We start from the raw sequence: 18110 nt of genomic DNA, 5'->3' as shown, positions 1-18110 counted from the left end.
TCGCGAGGAGGGAGAAGCGACGCGAAGTGCGAGAAGCCCGGGGGGTTATTCCAGGAGTTGCCGCAGCACGAACGGCAGGATGCCGCCGTGCTTGTAGTAGTCGACCTCGATCGGCGTGTCGATGCGCAGGCGCACCGTCACCTCCTGGTGCGAGCCGTCGGCGCGGTGCACCACCAGCTTCACGTCCATCTGCGGCTTCAGCTCGCCGCCGATCACCACGTCGATCTGCTCGTCGCCCGTGAGGCCCAGCGTCTGCCATGAATCGGCGCCGCGGAACTGCAGTGGCAGCACGCCCATGCCGACCAGGTTGGCGCGGTGGATGCGCTCGAAGCTGCGCGCCACCACGGCCTTGATGCCCAGCAGCTGCGTGCCCTTGGCGGCCCAGTCGCGCGAGGAACCGGTGCCGTATTCCTCGCCGCCGAACACCACGGTCGGCACGCCCTGCTCCATGTACTTCACCGCGGCGTCGTAGATGAACATCTTCTGGTTGCCCGGCTGGAACAGCGTGACGCCGCCCTCTTCCTGCGTGCCGTTGGCGTCCGGCGGGATCATCAGGTTCTTGATGCGCACGTTGGCGAAGGTGCCGCGCACCATCACGTCGTGGTTGCCGCGGCGCGAGCCGTAGCTGTTGAAGTCGGCCTTGGCCACGCCGTGCGCCTTGAGCCAGATGCCTGCGGGCGAGCTTTCCTTGATGGAGCCGGCCGGCGAGATGTGGTCGGTGGTGATCGAGTCGCCGAACAGCGCCATGATGCGCGCGCCCTTGATGCCCGCGTCCGACGCGTGCGGCTTCATCTTGAAGCCCTCGAAGAACGGCGGCTCGGCGATGTAGGTCGACTTCGGCCAGTCGTACACCTGCCCCTTGGTGCCCTTGATGCTGCTCCAGAACTTGCCCGGATCGGTCTTGACCTTGTCGTAGTTCGCGCGGAACGACTTGGCGTTCATCGCGTAGCGCAGGTTCTGGTCGATCTCCTTCGGGGTCGGCCAGATGTCGCCGAGGTAGACGTCCTTGCCCTTCTTGCCCTTGCCCACGGGCTGGGTCATCAGGTCGGTCATCACGTTGCCGGCGATGGCGAAGGCCACCACCAGCGGCGGCGAGGCCAGGAAGTTGGCCTTCAGGTTCGGATGGATGCGCGCCTCGAAGTTGCGGTTGCCCGAGAGCACGGCCGCGCCGATCAGGTCGTTCTTCGTGATGGCTTCGTTGATCTCCGGCGTGAGGTCGCCCGCATTGCCGATGCAGGTGGTGCAGCCGTAGCCCGCGAGGTAGAAGCCGAGCTTCTCGAGGTACGGCAGCAGGCCGGCCTTCTCGAGGTATTCGGTGACGATGCGCGAGCCCGGGGCCAGCGAGGTCTTCACGTGCGGCTTGACCGTGAGGCCGGCCTCCACCGCCTTCTTGGCCAGCAGGCCGGCGGCCAGCATCACGCTGGGGTTCGAAGTGTTGGTGCACGAGGTGATGGCCGCGATCAGCACGTCGCCGTTGCCGATGGTCACTTCACCCTTGGGCGCCGATGGCGCGGTGGCGCTCACGTGCGCGGCGGCCTTGGTCGAGCGGTTGGCCACCATCTCGACCACGTCGAGCGGCGCGCCGGCGGGCGGCGGCGCGGCTTCCTCGTCGCCGGTTTTGCCAGCCGCGATCAGCGGGTAGCGCAGCTTGAGCTTGTCCGCCGGCTGGTTGAAGCCGTTGGCGTCGTTCGGCTTGCTGTAGAGCTCCGAGAACTTGGTGGAAAGATCGCCGAGGTTGATGCGGTCCTGCGGGCGCTTCGGGCCGGCCAGGCTGGGCGACACGGTGCCGAGGTCGAGCCTGACGATCTTCGTGTAGTCGATGTCGCCAGGGTTGGGCATGCCGAACAGGCCCTGCGCCTTGTAGTAGGCCTCGAAGCGCTCGACCTCTTCCTTGGTGCGGCCCGTGCCCTCGAAGTACGCCACCGTCATCTCGTCGACCGGGAAGAAGCCCATGGTCGCGCCGTACTCGGGCGCCATGTTGCCGATGGTCGCGCGATCGGGCACCGCGATGGACGCGGCGCCGGGACCGAAGAACTCGACGAACTTGCCCACCACCTTCTCGGCACGCAGGATGGAGGTGACGTACAGCACCAGGTCGGTGGCGGTGACGCCTTCGCGCAGCTGGCCGGTGAGCTCGAAGCCCACCACGTCGGGCGTGAGCATGTAGACCGGCTGGCCCAGCATGGCCGCCTCGGCCTCGATGCCGCCCACGCCCCAGCCGACCACGCCGACGCCGTTGATCATGGTCGTGTGGCTGTCGGTGCCGACCAGCGAGTCGGGGTAGTACGTAGGTTTGTCTTCCTTGTCGTTCGGGCTCTTGTAGACGCCGCGCGCGAAATATTCGAGGTTGACCTGGTGCACGATGCCGAAGCCCGGCGGCACCACGCCGAAGGTGTCGAAGGCCTGCATGCCCCATTTCATGAACTGGTAGCGCTCGTTGTTGCGCTGGAATTCCAGCTTCATGTTCAGGTCGAGCGCCTTGGGCGTACCGTAGTAGTCGACCATCACCGAGTGGTCGACCACCAGGTCGACGGGCACCAGCGGCTCGATGGTCTTGGGCGACTTGCCCAGCTTGGCGGCCACGCTACGCATGGCGGCCAGGTCGGCCAGCAGCGGCACGCCGGTGAAGTCCTGCAGCACGACGCGAGTGACGACGAAGGGGATCTCGTCGACGCGCTCGGCGTTGGGCGCCCAGTTGGCCACCTCCTCGACGTGCTTGGCGGAGACTTTCTGCCCGTCGCAATTGCGCAGCACCGATTCGAGGACGATGCGGATGGAGACGGGGAGGCGATCGACGGAGGGGTACTGCTTGGCCAGCTCCTTCAGCGACCAGTACTTGCCGGACTTGCCCGACGGGGTCTTGAAGGTCTTGAGGGTGGACGCAAAGGCATGCGCCGGGGCTTTGGCCATAGAGAGACTCCTGTTTGTTCGTGGAAGCCTCTCAAGGATAGCGGGGATCAATGTCAACAGGCTTAGTCGGTCTTCCCTGTCATCGTCTTGTCGCGCCGCGTTCCTCATGGCGAAAAATGCCGGGTACAAAGGCGTCGCCGGCATTCCTCGCAAACCCTTCAGGCAAGGGCCATGGTCGCGCCGCCGCGGCTGCGGCGCAGCCCGGTCCACTGCAGCTCGGCCAGCACGATCACGCACACGGCCTGCGCCAGCACCCAGGCCACGCCGACGGCTGTGACCGGAAAGATGCCGCTCACCAGCAGCGAGATGCAGGCCACGGCCCAGCCGAAATTGCCGACGACGACGAGGCCGATCAGCGTGCGCGGCGGCGTGGCGCGGCTGGCCATGAAGGCAGCCATGGCCGCGTAGGCCAGCAGGAACACGCCGGTGCCCATGAGCAGCGGCGCGGGCAGCCCGGTCAGGCGAGCCAGCGCGTCGGTGAAAGCCACCTGCAGCGCGCCGGTCGCGGCGCAGGAGGCGGCGTCGGCCCACATCACGTTGGGCAGGAAGCGGGGGGATGCGAAGACGGACATGGAATCTCTCCTTGGGTGGTTACGCTGCAAGCCGGTCCTGCCGCGTTGGGGTCGATGATTCCGGGCGGCGAGCATCGGGTCGATGACCTGGGAGGTCATGGCGGCGCGCCGCAGCCGCGCCAGAATGCGGCCCCATGAGCACAACCCACTCCCACTCGTCCAAGGCCGGCCAGCCCGGCGCGCGCGATCCCTTCGGCGTCCACCTGCGGCACTGGCGTACCCATCGCCGCCTGAGCCAGCTCGACCTGGCGCAGGAGGCCGAGGTCTCGACCCGCCACCTGAGCTACGTCGAGACCGGCCGCGCCGCGCCCAGCCGCGAGATGGTGCTGCGCCTGGCCGAGCGGCTAGAGGTGCCGCTGCGCGAACGCAACGCCCTGCTGGTGGCGGCCGGCTTCGCGCCGATGTACAGGCAGCGCTCGCTGGACGATCCGGCCATGGCCTCCGCGCGCCGGGCCATCGACCTGGTGCTTAAAGGCCACGAGCCCTTTCCGGCGCTGGCCGTGGACCGCCACTGGAACCTGGTCGCGCACAACGCGCTGGTGCCGCTGCTCATGGAGGGCGCCGCGCCCGAGCTGCTGAAGCCGCCGATCAACGTGCTGCGCCTGAGCCTGCACCCGGAAGGCGTGGCGCCGCGCATCGCCAACCTCGCGCAGTGGCGCGTCCACCTGCTCGAAAGGCTGCAGCAGCAGATCGCCGCCACCGGCGACGCGGTGCTGCAGGCACTGCACGACGAACTGGAGGCCTATCCGCCGCCGGCCGTGAGCCACGACGCGCCCGTCATCGACACCGCGCTGTCGGCGGTCGCCGTGCCTTTCCAGGTGGTCATGCCCAGCGGCATGCTGAGCTTCATCAGCACCACCACGATCTTCGGCACGCCGGTGGACGTCACGCTGCAGGAACTCGCGGTGGAATCGTTCTTTCCGGCGGACGAGCAGACGGCGGCTGCGCTGGCTGCCCTGGTGGCGCAGCAGCAGCAGCCGGCCTGAGGTCCGCCCTGCCCTGCGCATCGCGCGGCGGGCCCTCGAAGTCGTCGACCTGGATGACCTTGTCCGCCGCCTTCAGGTAGGCCAGCGCCAGCTCGGGGTCGGGCGCCGAACTGGCGGCCTCCTCGAGCGAATTCGTGCGGCGCAGCACCTTGTTGAGCGCGGCCGTGCCCTCGCCGAGCTTCGTGCCCAGTTCCATCGCGTGCATCAGGTCGAGCAGGCCGCCCGCCGCGGGCTCGCTCAGGTCCGGCGCCAGGCGCGCGACGATGCGCGGTTCCTTGCGCAGCAGCTCCGCCAGCTCGAGCAGCTGCACGTCGCGCAGCGGCGCCAGGTGCGCGGTGCGGCGCAGCACCAGCGCGCCGATCACGCGCCGCCCGGCGGTCGGCAGGTTCGCGTAGAGGTCGCGCAGGATGCTGCCGGCCTCGTCGATCTGCAGGCGGATCGCCGCCCGCGCGAAAGGCAGCATCTCGGGCGCCACCTCGACCCGGTAGCGCCACACGCACGCACTGGCCAGGTAGAGATGCGCGAGCACGTCGCCCAGGCGCGCCGACAGCAGTTCCATGCGCTTGAGCTTGCCGCCGAGCAGGCCCATCGCGAGGTCGGCCGTGAGCGCGTACTTGGCGCTCATGCGCGCGATGAGCCGCGCCTCGTGCATCAGGTCGTCGGGCGGCGATCCGAGCACCGGCGCTGCGAAAAGGCTGCGCCACAGGTTCAGCGCCACATGCCTGCCGTGCGCCATCAAGGCCTTGCCGAGCGCCTTCTCGTCCCCGGCCTGCACGGCGGCCATTTCGTCGAGCACATGCGGATGGCATCGCACCGCGCCCTGCCCGAACACGATCAGCGCGCGCGTGAGGATGTTCGCGCCCTCCACCGTGATCGCGATCGGCGCCTGCCGATAGGCCACGCCGAGCAGGTTCGATGGGCCCGAGATGATCCCCTTGCCGCCGAGGATGTCCATGCCGCGGTTCACCGCGCGCCGCCCCGCCTCGGTGAGCTGCACCTTGAGGATGGCGCTGGCCACGCTGGGCCGCTCGCCCTTGTCGAGTGCGGCGGCCGTGAAGCGCCGAGCGGCATCGGAGGCATAGAGCTCGGCCGACATCTGTGCCACCAGCCCCGCGACCGCATGGAACCTGCCCACCGGCATGCCGAACTGCTCGCGAATCCGGCCGTAGCCGTTGGCCACGTACAGCGCGGTCTGCTGCATCGCCGAGCCCAGCGCCGGCAACGATATGGCGCGACCCGCGGCCAGGCACTCCATCAGCATGCGCCAGCCCTGGCCGACCTGCGGCTCGCCGCCGATGATCCACTCCATGGGCACGAACACCTGGCGGCCGCGAATCGGGCCGTTCATGAAGGCGCTGTCCATCGGATGGTGGCGACGGCCGATCTCCATGCCCGCCTGCGGCACGGGAATCAGCGCGCAGGTAATGCCCAGTTCGCGCTCGCCTTCCGGCCTGCTTTCGTCGATGGCATGGAAGGCCAGCCCGACCACGGTGGCGACCGGCGCGAGCGTGATGTAGCGCTTGTCGAAATCGACGAGGAAGCCGCGCTTCGTGCGCCCGCCGATCTCGCGCTCGACCAGCACGCCGCGGTCGGGAATCGATGCCGCGTCGGAGCCCGCATAGGGCGAGGTCAGCCCGAAGCACGGCAGCTCGCGGCCGTCCGCGAGGCGCGGCAGGTAGTGGGCCTTCTGCACGTTGGTGCCATAGCGCAGCAGCAGTTCGGCCGGGCCGAGCGAATTGGGCACCATGACCGTGACGGCCGTCGCCACGTTCACGGTCGCGATGCGCGCCACCACCGTGGCGTGCGCATGGTGGCCGAAGCCGAGGCCGCCGAACTCCTCGGGAATGATCATCCCGAAGAAGCGTTTCTCGCGCAGGAAGCGCCACACCTCGGGCGGCAGGTCGTGCGCCTCGTCGATGGCATGGTCGTCGAGCATGCGACACAGCTCGCGCACTTCGTTGTCGAGAAATCGCTGCTCGCGCTCGTCGAGCCGGTTCGGGCCCATGGCGGCCAGGACATCGAAGTCGGGACGGCCCGCGAAGAGCCGCCCCTCGAAACCGACCGTGCCGGCCTCCAGCGCCGCGCGCTCGGTGTCGCCCAGCGGCGGCAGCGCCTTCGAGAAGGGCTGCATGGCCCATCGGCCGATCAGTGAAGCCAGAGGCATGGTGCGTCTCCTGCCGCGACGAATGGTGGACTCGCGCGGATCGAGACCATTCTTCAGGCCCACGGCGGGCCCCAGGGGCCAGCCAAGGGCCTCCCCGCTTGTCGGAGACGGACGCCTATCGCTTCTTCGGCGGCTGGGCAGCAGCTGCGCCAGCAGGCGACGCCCCCGCTGCGGCGGGGTCCCGCCAGCCGTACTCCACATAGCGCCGGATGATGAGGCAGCCCGGCGGTGAGTCGATCAGCGAGACCGACGAGGTCGGCTCCTTCTCGTCGGTGTAGACCGTGTAGTTGGGCAGCAGCCGGGTCATCTTGTAGGTCGAGAGTTCCTGTTGGCCGACGCTCGCGCAGGTGAAGGGCGCGACCGAGATGCGCTCGGCCGACACGGTGCAGGCACCGCTGTCGTCGGGAACGGCGGTGATCGACGCGGCCACGCCGGCGTTCGGAAACTCCATGCCGATCAGCGAGAACATCGGCCCGCCGTCGGGACGCTTGCGGTCCCAGTCGAGCAGCACGTCGTGGCTGCGGCTGCCCTGCACGGTGAGCGTGGAAAGCCGCGTGATCGCCGGCAGGCAGCGCTTGACGCCCACGCTGGTGGCGGCGCGCGTGAGCGTGTCCTGCGGCTGCGCGGGCGGCGCCTGCGGCACCAGCACGCCCTGGGCGAACGCGGCACCGGCGGCAGTCCACGCCAGGATGGCGAGCAGCAGGCGGGGGAATCGTGGAGTCGGCTTCATACCGGTCCTCATGCGTAAAGGTTCTCGATGGCAGCGGTGTAGATGCGCACGTTCTCCTCGCCCTCGGGGTCGAGCGTGGCGATGAAGCGGCGCGCGCGCTCGCGGTAGGCAGGCAGGTCGGCGTCGTGTTCGGCGAAGGCGCGCCGCAGCGCGAGGCCACCCTCCTCGCAGTCGAAGCCGTGATAGCGGTAGCCGCAGTCGCCGATGAGGTGCGAGTTGTGGATCAGCGGGTAGCCGCCGTACAGCGCCTCGTAGTAGACGTAGTTCTGCGCGTTCTCCCAGTGGTGCGCGAACACGGCGTCGATCTTGCCGGGCATCACCTGGTAGACCGGAAAGCGCCCCTCGAAGGTGGCCAGGCCATGCTGCACGATGTCCAGGCTCTGCGCGAAGCCGACGAACAACGGCTTGTCCTTCAGGTGGAAGCTGTTGAAGACCCACATCTTCTCGATGAGCCTCGGCTGCGCGCGGTGCGCCGCCTCGCAGCCCAGCATGGGAATGAAGCTGGTCTTCACCATGCAGATGTTGGGCTCGAAGATGGCCACGCGCCACTGCTTGCGGCCGGGCTCGTAGGCGAAGGGCAGGCTCTGCGGCGCACGGGCCATGGCGCGCTCCAGCACCATCGGGCTCCACAGGTGCGGCATGAGCCGCACTGGCGCGCGGAAGGTGCTCTCGAAATAGGGCTTGCACGACACCTCGTACTCGGGAATCGTCCACACCTCGTCGTAGGGCGCGCCCGAGATCAGCAGGCCGTGCGGCTTGTCGAAGATCATGCGCTCGATGTCGATCACGTAGTCGTTGCCCACGCGCATCGAGACGATCCTGCCGCCGCGCTCGCGGAAGGCCGTCGACCACGGCATGGCGAGCTGGGCGCTCATCTCGATCATGAGGTCGAGCTGCTGCCCGGCAGTGGCCATGTCGATGATGGGCACAGGTGAATCGGCAAGGAAGCTGGTGGCGTCCGCCGGGCCGCCGTCGCCGCCGCCGGCCACGAGCACCGCGCTTTCCACGCGCGGCGAGCGCAGCAGCAGCATCACGAGGAACAGGCAGTTCTGGTAGACGCCGTTCTCCCACAGGCTCTGCTCGCCTTTGCGGATGAAGATGGAGACGCCGACCTTGAGCTTCGCCGGCATCATGCGGCGGCCCTCGCTGCATCGGCGCGGAACGCGGGGTCGCCGCCCACCAGGTGCAGCAGGCGCTGCGCGTAGCCCTCGACGTTCGCCGGATGCAGCGGATCGAGCGATTCGAAGACGCGCATGGAGCGGGCACGGTAGTCGTCGAGCTGCCGGTCGTGGCCGCGCACGGCCTGCAGCAGCTGCGCCGCGCCGGCGGCGATGTCGAAGTCGGGGTAGTAGTAGCCCGCGTCTCGCAGCCAGGGCGAGTTGTGCACCAGCGGGTAGTTGCCGTAGAGCGCGTCGAGGTAGCTGTAGTTCTGGTCGTTCTGCCACTGGTGCGAGACCACGGCGTCGGCGAACTGCACCATGAAGCCCGCGAAGTCGTGCCGGCCGTGGAAGATCGCCTTGTGCTGGCGCACGATGTCGAGCGAGTTCGCCAGGTAGAGCATGGTCGGGTGGTCCTTCAGGTGCAGGGTGTTGAGCACCTGCATCGATGTGACGGCAGCCGGGTCTGCGCGATAGGCCCCGTCGCAGATCAGCATGGGCACGCTGCTGGACTTCACCACCGAGATGTTGGGCTCGAAGATCGCGACGCGAAAGCCCGGTTGCTCTGCCGTGCGCGGCACATAGCCGAAGCGGTGGCCCGCGGCCTCGACCTCGGCGACGCGCTGGGCCAGGAACTGCGGCGACCAGAGGTACGGCACCTCGAACACGGGGCAGCGGTGCATGGTTCGCATCATGGGCGCGAAGGTCGCATCCTTCGGCAGCAGCCACACTTCGTCGCAGCGGTCGGGCCTGCTGAAGTGGCCCTTGTCGGTGAAGACGATCGGCTCGGCCAGCGCCGCGAAAGGCTGGCCCACGCAATGGAACACCACGCGGCCGCCGCATGCGCGGAAGTACGAGAGCCACTGCACGTCGAGCGCGCCGGCCATCTCGATGACCACGTCCAGCGAATCGGTGAGTTCGCGCGCGCGTCCGAAGGCCAGTCCCATGGCCGCCGTGTCGACCTGGGGCGGCATGTTCTGCTGGTCTCCGGCGTCGATGAGGGTCACGGACTCGACGAAGCCGATGCGTTGCAGCAGCCGGGCCAGGAACAGGACGTTCTGCCCCATTCCGTTCTCCCAGATGTTCTGCCCCGCATGGGTAAGGACTGAAATACCGATGCGCATGAGGCGGAGTGTGTACCAAAAAGAACGGCTCCCACGCCGTGAAGCGCGGGAGCCGCCCGTTGGAGGGCTGGCCGTTGGCCTTTCAGTGGCTTATTTCCACTTCCAGCCGATGCCGGCGTTGATGCCCCATTCCTTGCCGGTGGTCGTCAGGCCCGCACCCCAGGACATCTTGCCGTCGTCGGACAGCGCCTTGAAGGTCAGCGCCACGGCGCTGTAGCCCTTGTAGCTGCCCAGGCCCACGCCCACGGTCTTCTCGCCGGGGTACAGCGTCGGCAGGTAGGTGCCCGACATCGCGAAGGCCATGGCCGTGCCCGAGTAGGCGATGCGCGCCACGTCGCCGACCTGGCCCTGCACCTGGTTGAGCTGCTGCACGTTGACCGCGTCGCCCGGCAGGATGCCCGCCGCCACGTTGCTGATGCGCGTGCCGCCCGGGGCCTGGCCGTTGCCCAGCGTGATCTGGTTGTAGTTGACCGACCCGTCGGGGTTGGTCGCGTACTGCACGCTGCTGGCCTTCGCCGCCGCGGACGCGGCCTTGAGCTGCGCCACGTTGGTCGCGTCGCTGTCGGCCGTGCCCGCCGCCACGCCGGTGATCTGGCGGAACTGGCCGTTGGCCGCGTCGCCCACCGACACCGCTGCCTGGGTGCTGGTGGTCGCCCTGATGGCCGCCTGGTCCTGCGCCGTCGCGCTGCCCGGCACGTAGCCGGCCACGCCCGCCGCGGTGGAAGCCACCGAGCCCGAGCCCAGCGCCACGCCGCCGCTTTGCTGCACCACCGCGCCGAAGCCGATGGCCGTGCCCTTGGAGACGTTCTGCGCCTGGCTCAGCGGCGTGCCGCCGGCATCCGCGTTGTCGCCCAGGGCCACGCCGCCGCCGCCGGCACGTGCATTGGCACCGATGGCCTGCGAGCCCGTGGCCAATGCCCCGGTGCCGATGGCGATCGCGTTGGTGCCCGTCGCCTGTGCGCCGAAGCCCACCGCCACCGCGCCGTCGGCCATCGCCTTCGCGCCGTTGCCGGCGGCGAAGGAGTTGGCGCCGCTGGCCACCGACTGCGGACCGATCGCCACGGCTTCCTGGCCGCTGGCCACCGAGTCGCCGGCCGTCGAGTTAGCGTGGAAGTACTTGGTGCCGGTGTTGTAGATGTTGTTGACCGAGGTGCTCAGGCTGTTGAGGTTGACGTTGGTCGTGCTCAGGCCGGTCGAGAGGCTGCCGATGCCGCTGAACGCCGTGCTCAGGCCGCTCGACGTGGAGGTCGACAGGCTCGCGACATTGCTGTTCGTGCTGCTCAGGCTCGTCGACAGGCTGTTGATGCCGCTGGTCGCGGTGCTCAGGCCCGACGAGGTCGACGTGGACAGGCTGTCGATGCTGCTCGTGGCCGTGCTCAGGCCGGTCGACGTCGAGGTCGACAGGCTCGCCAGGCTGCTGTTGGTCGTGCTCAAGCCCGTCGACAGGCTGCCGATGTTGCTCGTCGTGGTGCTCAGGCCGGTGGACAGGCTGTCGACCGTGCTCGACACCGTGCTCAGGCCGGTGGAGAGGCTGGCGACATTGCTGTTCGTCGTGCTGAGGCCCGTCGACAGGCTGCCGATGCTGCTGGTCGCGGTGCTCAGGCCCGTCGAGGTCGACGTGGACAGGCTCTCGATGCTGCTCGTGGCCGTGCTGAGCCCCGTCGACAGGCTGCCGATGCTGGTCGAGGTGGAGGTCGACAGGCTTGCAACGTTGCTGTTGGTGGTGCTGAGGCCGGTCGACAGGCGGTTGATGCTGCTCGTCGCCGTGCTCAGGCCCGTCGAAGTCGAAGTGGAGAGGCTGTCGATGCTGCTCGTGGCTGTGCTCAGACCCGTGGACGTCGACGTCGAAAGGCTCGCGACACTGCTGTTCGTCGTGCTCAGGCCGGTGGACAGGCTGCTGATGCCGGTCGAGGTGGAAGTCGACAGGCTGTTGATGCTGCTGGTCGCGGTGCTCAGACCCGTCGAGGTCGACGTGGAGAGGCTGTCGATGCTGCTCGTGGCCGTGCTCAAGCCCGTGGAGGTCGAGGTCGACAGACTCGCCACGCTGCTGTTCGTCGTGCTCAGGCCGGTCGACAGGCTGCTGATGCCGGTCGACGTGGAAGTCGACAGGCTTGCCACGCTGCTGTTGGTCGTGCTGAGACCCGTCGACAGGCTGCTGATGCCGGTCGAGGTGGAGGACGACAGGCTGGCGACGTTGCTGTTCGTGGTGCTGAGACCCGTCGACAGGCTGTTGATGCTGCTGGTGGCAGTACTCAGACCCGTCGAAGTCGACGTGGACAGGCTGTCGATGCTGCTCGTCGCCGTGCTCAGGCCGGTCGACAGGCTCGCGACGTTGCTGTTGGTCGTGCTCAGGCCAGTGGACAGGCTGCTGATGCCGGTCGACGTGGAGGTCGACAGGCTGGCGACGTTGCTGTTCGTGGTGCTGAGACCCGTCGACAGGCTGTTGATGCTGCTGGTCGCGGTGCTCAGACCCGTCGAGGTCGACGTGGACAGACTGTCGATGCTGCTCGTTGCCGTGCTCAGACCCGTGGAGGTCGAGGTCGACAGGCTCGCCACGCTGCTGTTCGTCGTGCTCAGGCCGGTGGACAGGCTGCTGATGCCGGTCGACGTGGAGGTCGACAGGCTGGCGACGTTGCTGTTCGTGGTGCTGAGACCCGTCGACAGGCTGTTGATGCTGCTGGTCGCGGTGCTCAGACCCGTCGAGGTCGACGTGGACAGACTGTCGATGCTGCTCGTTGCCGTGCTCAGACCCGTGGAGGTCGAGGTCGACAGGCTCGCCACGCTGCTGTTCGTCGTGCTCAGGCCGGTGGACAGGCTGCTGATGCCGGTCGACGTGGAGCTCGAGAGGCTTGCAACGTTGCTGTTCGTGGTGCTGAGACCGGTCGACAGGCTGTTGATGCTGCTGGTGGCGGTGCTCAGACCCGTCGAGGTCGACGTGGACAGGCTGTCGATGCTGCTCGTTGCCGTGCTCAGGCCGGTCGATGTGGAGGTCGACAGGCTCGCGACGTTGCTGTTGGTCGTGCTCAGGCCGGTCGACAGGCTGCCGATGCCGGTCGACGTCGAAGTCGAAAGGCTCGCCACGTTGCTGTTGGTCGTGCTGAGGCCGGTGGACAGGCTGTCGATGCTGCTCGTCGCGGTGCTCAGGCCGGTCGACGTGGAGGTCGACAGGCTCGCGACGTTGCTGTTCGTCGTGCTGAGGCCGGTCGAGAGGCTGCCGATGCTGCTCGTCGCCGTGCTCAGGCCCGTGGAGGTCGAGGTCGACAGGCTGGCGATGCTGCTGGTGGCAGTGCTCAGGCCCGTGGACAGGCTGTTGATGGCGCTGGTCGAGGAGCTGAGGTTCGTCGAGAGGCTGGCGACGGTGCTGTTGGTGGTGCTCAGGCCGGTGGACAGGCTGCCGATGCTGCTGGTGGCAGTGCTCAGGCCGGTCGACGTGGAGGTCGACAGGCTCGCGACGCTGCTGTTGGTCGTGCTCAGGCCGCTGGACAGCGAAGCGGTGACCGTCTTCACCTGCAGCACGTTGACCGCGTCCTGGTCCGCGGTGCCGGGCGCCACGCCCGTGATCACGCGGTTGCCCACGTTCACCTCGCCGGCGGCGCTCTGCTTGCTCGTCAGGCCGAAGGCGTCGTAGTTCGTCATCGCCGCCGCGGTGCGGCTGGCCGCGGAGTCCGCGCCGAGCGCCACGCTGTTGTCGCCGGTGGCGATCGCGTTCTGGCCGATGGCCACGCTGTTGGCGCCGATGGCCTGGCTGTCCGCGCCGGTGCTGTTGGCGTGGAAGTACTTCGTGCCGGTGTTGTAGATCGAGCTGACCGACGAGCTCAGGGTGCTCAGGTTGCTGTTGGTCGTGCTCAGGCCGGTCGACAGGCTGCCGATGCCGCTGGTCGCGGTGCTCAGGCCGGTGGACAGGCTGCTGATTCCGGTCGAGGTGGAGGTCGACAGGCTGGCGACGGCGCTGTTCGTCGTGCTCAGGCCGGTAGACAAGCTGCCGATGCTGCTCGTCGCGGTGCTGAGACCTGTCGAGAGACTGCTGATGCCGGTCGAGGTGGAGGACGACAGGCTGGCGACAGCGCTGTTCGTCGTGCTCAGGCCGGTCGAGAGGCTGCCGATGCTGCTCGTCGCGGTGCTCAGGCCCGTCGAGAGGCTGGTGATGCCGGTCGAGGTGGAAGACGACAGGCTGGCGACAGCGCTGTTGGTCGTGCTCAGGCCGGTAGACAAGCTGCCAATGCTGCTGGTCGCGGTGCTCAGGCCGGTCGAGAGGCTAGTGATGCCGGTCGAGGTGGAGGATGACAGGCTTGCAACAGCGCTGTTGGTCGTGCTCAGACCTGTCGACAGGCTGCTGATGCCCGTCGAGGTGGAAGACGACAGACTGGCCACGGCGCTATTGGTCGTGCTGAGGCCAGTCGACAGGCTGCCGATGCTGCTGGTCGCAGTGCTCAGGCCCGTCGACAAGCTGCTGATGCCGGTCGAGGTGGAGCTAGACAGGCTGGCGACAGCGCTGTTGGTCGTGCTGAGGCCGGTAGACAAGCTGCCGATGCTGCTCGTCGCGGTGCTCAGACCTGTCGACAGGCTGCTGATACCGGTCGACGTGGAGGACGACAGGCTGGCGACGGTACTGTTCGTCGTGCTCAGACCGGTCGACAAGCTGCCGATGCTGCTCGTCGCGGTGCTCAGGCCGGTGGACAGGCTGCTGAGGCCGGTCGAGGCGGAGGAAGACAAGCTGGCGACGGCACTGTTCGTCGTGCTGAGACCGGTCGACAGGCTACCGATGCGGCTGGTCGCAGTGCTCAGGCCCGTCGATAGGCTGGTGATGCCGGTCGAGGTCGAGGACGACAAGCTGGCGACGGCACTGTTCGTCGTGCTGAGACCGGTCGACAGGCTACCGATGCTGCTGGTCGCAGTGCTCAGGCCGGTCGACAGGCTGGTGATGCCGGTCGATGTGGAAGACGACAGGCTGGCCACGGCGCTGTTCGTCGTGCTCAAGCCGGTAGACAGGCTACCGATGCTGCTAGTCGCAGTGCTCAGGCCCGTGGAGGTCGACGTCGAAAGGCTGGCAACCGCGCTATTGGTGGTGCTCAGCCCCGTCGAGAGGCTGGTGATGCCGGTCGACGTGGAGGACGACAGGCTGGCAACGGCACTGTTGGTGGTGCTCAGGCCGGTCGAGAGGCTCGTGATGCCCGTCGACGTGGAGGACGACAGGCTGGCGACAGCACTGTTGGTCGTGCTCAGGCCGGTCGAGAGGCTGCTGATGCCCGTCGACGTGGAGGACGAGAGGCTGGCGACAGCGCTGTTGGTCGTGCTCAGGCCGGTCGAGAGGCTGCTGATGCCGGTCGACGTGGAAGACGACAGGCTGGCGACCGCACTGTTCGTCGTGCTCAGGCCGGTCGAGAGGCTGCGGATGCCCGTCGACGTGGAGGACGACAAGCTGGCGACGCTGCTGTTGGTCGTGCTCAGACCGGTGGACAGGCTGCCGATGCTGCTCGTCGCGGTGCTCAGGCCAGTGGAAAGGCTGGTGATGCCGGTCGACGTGGAAGACGACAGGCTGGCAACGGCACTGTTGGTCGTGCTCAGGCCGGTCGACAGGCTGTTGATGCCCGTCGAGGTGGAGGTCGACAGGCTCGCAACGGTGCTATTGGTCGTGCTCAGGCCCGAGGACAGGCTGGCGATGCCGCTCGCCGAGGTGCTGAGACCGGTCGAGAGGCTGGTGACGGCGCTGTTCGTCGTGCTCAGCCCCGTCGACAGGCTGCCGATGCCGGTGGAGGTGGAAGTCGACAGGCTCGCGAGGCTGCTGTTCGTGGTGCTCAGGCCCGTCGAGAGGCTGTTGATGCGGCTGGTGGCGGTGCTCAGGCCGGTCGACGTGGAGGTCGACAGGCTGCCGATGCTGCTGGCCGTGGTGCTCATGCCGGTGCTCAGCTGAGCCACGGTCACGGCGTCCTGGAGGGCGGAGCCGTCGGCCACGTTCGTGATCCGCCGCAGGGCGGAAGACGAGCCCACCGAGACTTCGGACGCAGGCGCGGCGGTGCCGGTGAGGAAGCCCGTGCCGGTCGGCGCTGCCGCGCCGGTCACGCTGCCCGCGCCGATCGCGACGCTGTTGGCGTACGTTGCGTTCGCAAGCGTACCGATGGCCACCGTGTTCGACGCGGCGCCGGTCGCATTGGCGCCCAGCGCGATCGCGGCATCGACCACCGTCGCTCCTGGCGGCTTGACCGTCGCGCCATTGCCGATCGCGATGCTGCGGGTCGTCCGGTCATCGGTCGTGGCGTTGCCGCCGATGGCGATGCCGGCGTTCTGGGCCGCGACGCCGATCTGGTCGGCCGACGCGCCGGTACCCAGCGCGATGCTGCCGCCCCAGCTGTTCGCGTTCGTGCCGATGGCGATCGTGTTGACATCCGTGCTGGAGCCGATCGCCGAGTTCTTGCCGATGGCGATGGAGCCGTCGGCCGCCGCACGCGCGTTGGTGCCCAGCGCGAGCGAATCTGCGCCGGTGGCGATGGAAGTGACGCCGACGGCCACGGCATTGGCGGCCACGGCATTGGCGAGATTGCCGACGGCGACGCCGCCGGTGTTGTTGGCCACGGCGGAACGGCCGACCGCGACGCTCCTGTCGCCGACCGCGTTGGAGGCCGCGCCCAGGGCGGTCGACGAAGCGCCGGTCGCCTGCGCGAAGGTACCCACGGCAGTGCCCGAGCTCTGGTTGGCTTGCGCTGCCGCGCCGGCGGCCACGCTGTTCGTGCCGATGGCGTTCGCGCTGTTGCCCATGGCCAGCGAGAAGTCACCCGATGCATTGGAGCTCTCGCCGAACGAGGTGCTCGACGCACCCGATGCCGTGCTCTTGAAGCCCACGGCGGTCGAGTTCAGGCCCTGCGCGCTCGCCGCCTGGCCATAGGCCGAGGAACTGAGGCCGTAGGCGTTGGAGCTGATGCCGACGGCGGTGCCGAAGGTGTTGGCGCGCGCGCCCGTGCCGATGGCGACTGCGTCAGAGGCGTAGGCGTTCGCCGCGCTGCCGATTGCCACGGCGCCGCCGGCAGTTGCATTGGAAGCGTTGCCGAGCGCGACGGCCGCATTGCCGGTCGCGTTGTTGAGGTTGCCGAGCGCGATGGCGCCGGTGCCGTTGGCCGTGTTGTCGGCACCCACCGTGACCGCGCCGGTGCCAGTGGAGGTGTTCGGATCGCCGATGGCCACCGCGCCGTTGCCGGTGGCCTTCTGGCCGCGGCCGATCGCCACGGCGCCGCCGGCGGCGGTGCTGCTGTTTGCGGTGGTGCCGCCGGAGCCGATCGCCACGTTCTGGCCCGTGGCGCCGCTGGTCACGCCATCGCCCTGGGCGATGCCGAAGGCGCCGTTGACCACCGCGCCGCGCCCGACGGCGATGCCCGAGGTGGCGGCGGCCACGACCGACGACTGACCACCGATCGCGATGCCGTCGACGGCCGCCGAATTGGCGACGCCGCTCAGGTTGCTGCCGATGGCGATCGAGCCCGTGTTCGATGCCACGGTGCCGTTACCGGCCGCCAGGGAGTTCTTGCCGGACGCGGCCGCGCTCACGCCGAAGGCCGTCGCGCCGTCCGCAGTGGCCGCCGTGCCGTTGTTGCCGATGGCCAGCGTGTTCTTGCCGCTGGCGGTGGTCTGGCCGCCGATGGCGGTCGAATCCTGGCCGGTGGCCTTGGCGCTCGTGCCGATCGCGGTCGAGTCACCCAGGGCGGCGGCCGTGCCGCTCGCGTTGGCGCCCCAGCCGATCGCCAGGTTGCTGGAACCGACGCTGGCGGCATTTGCGTTCAGGCCGATGGCGATCCCGTTGACGCCCTGCGCGCTGGCCGCATTGCCCATGGCTACGCTGTTGTCACCGACACCACGGGCATTGAAACCGACCGCCACGCTCGTGATGCCAGTGGCCTGTGCCTGATGGCCCAGCGCGGTGGCCAGCTTGTTGGCCACCGACCCCATGCCGACCGCCGTGGCGCCCACGCCCTGGGCGGTGGTGAAGGAGCCGAACAGCGTCACGCCCAGGAAGTTGCCGCCGTTCGCGGAACAGCCGGCAACGTTCGACCAGACACCCGAACCGTCGATGGGATTGGCGGTCGCCCCATAGCTGGTCGTGCCGTCGGGCCCGGTGCCGCTACCGGTCGTGCACCCCGTCGTCGGCCCGATCACAGTGGCCCCCGCCTGCGGAGCGAAGCCGAAGGAAGCAATCACCAGGCCGATCGCCGCCGCCACCGCAGTCACGCTCGAACCGCTTCGCTTGCCGCGTGCAGAAGTGATCTCCGAGGCTGCAACCCAGGCTCCCAGGGATTCGTTCCAGATGCTTCTGTAGGACTTGTTCATTTGCTATTCGGCTCGCGGTGATTGGATGGACTCGGTTCGTATCGACAAGAAATGCGATGCATCCCACGTCAGGGTCCATCGCTGGAGCGCCGGTCTCGGCAGCACTCAATTACAGGAATGCTGGAATGTACGGAGTTGTTTACATTTCAGGTGC

At 68.3% G+C, this 18110-nt stretch carries 8 protein-coding genes; 1 reads left to right on the top strand and 7 read right to left on the bottom strand.

The genetic code is table 11. The annotated features are described in order from the left end of the window. Positions 1-45: 45 nt before the first annotated feature. Positions 46-2910, bottom strand: a complete 2865-nt coding sequence (locus ABL840_RS10405) for an aconitate hydratase (RefSeq protein ID WP_093307019.1) — start codon at positions 2908-2910, stop codon at positions 46-48. Between the two features lie 158 nt (positions 2911-3068). Continuing rightward, positions 3069-3482: a hypothetical protein gene (locus ABL840_RS10400; protein ID WP_093198567.1), complete on the bottom strand. Its 414-nt coding sequence runs from the start codon at positions 3480-3482 to the stop codon at positions 3069-3071. A 134-nt stretch (positions 3483-3616) separates the two neighbouring features. Between ABL840_RS10400 and ABL840_RS10395 the strand changes: the two genes are divergently transcribed. Then, on the top strand, positions 3617-4468 hold the full coding sequence (locus tag ABL840_RS10395) for a helix-turn-helix domain-containing protein (protein WP_093307018.1): 852 nt from the start codon (positions 3617-3619) through the stop codon (positions 4466-4468). Here ABL840_RS10395 and ABL840_RS10390 read toward each other — a convergent pair. The 5 genes from ABL840_RS10390 to ABL840_RS10370 form a co-directional block, all read right to left on the bottom strand. Next, complete coding sequence (locus ABL840_RS10390) at positions 4368-6632, bottom strand: acyl-CoA dehydrogenase (RefSeq protein WP_093307017.1); 2265 nt, start codon at positions 6630-6632, stop codon at positions 4368-4370. The genes ABL840_RS10395 and ABL840_RS10390 overlap by 101 nt on opposite strands. 115 nt (positions 6633-6747) lie before the next feature. Beyond that, a complete protein-coding gene (locus ABL840_RS10385) occupies positions 6748-7362 on the bottom strand; it encodes a hypothetical protein (RefSeq protein WP_093307016.1) in 615 nt (204 codons plus the stop codon). A gap of 8 nt (positions 7363-7370) precedes the next feature. After that, complete coding sequence (locus ABL840_RS10380; protein ID WP_093307015.1) at positions 7371-8495, bottom strand: DUF2827 domain-containing protein; 1125 nt, start codon at positions 8493-8495, stop codon at positions 7371-7373. Next, positions 8492-9643, bottom strand: a complete 1152-nt coding sequence (locus ABL840_RS10375) for a DUF2827 domain-containing protein (RefSeq protein WP_093307014.1) — start codon at positions 9641-9643, stop codon at positions 8492-8494. Before ABL840_RS10375 ends, ABL840_RS10380 begins: the two co-directional genes overlap by 4 nt. Before the next feature lie 90 nt (positions 9644-9733). Continuing rightward, positions 9734-17956 carry an ESPR-type extended signal peptide-containing protein gene (locus ABL840_RS10370; protein ID WP_418116242.1) on the bottom strand — a complete coding sequence of 2741 codons (8223 nt, stop codon included), beginning with the start codon at positions 17954-17956 and terminating at the stop codon, positions 9734-9736. Positions 17957-18110: the final 154 nt, after the last annotated feature.

Source organism: Variovorax sp. NFACC27 (genome assembly GCF_048301545.1).
Taxonomy (GTDB): domain Bacteria; phylum Pseudomonadota; class Gammaproteobacteria; order Burkholderiales; family Burkholderiaceae_C; genus Variovorax; species Variovorax gossypii.
Note: the sequence above shows the minus strand (reverse complement) of the source record. Positions and strands in the feature narration are given on the sequence as shown.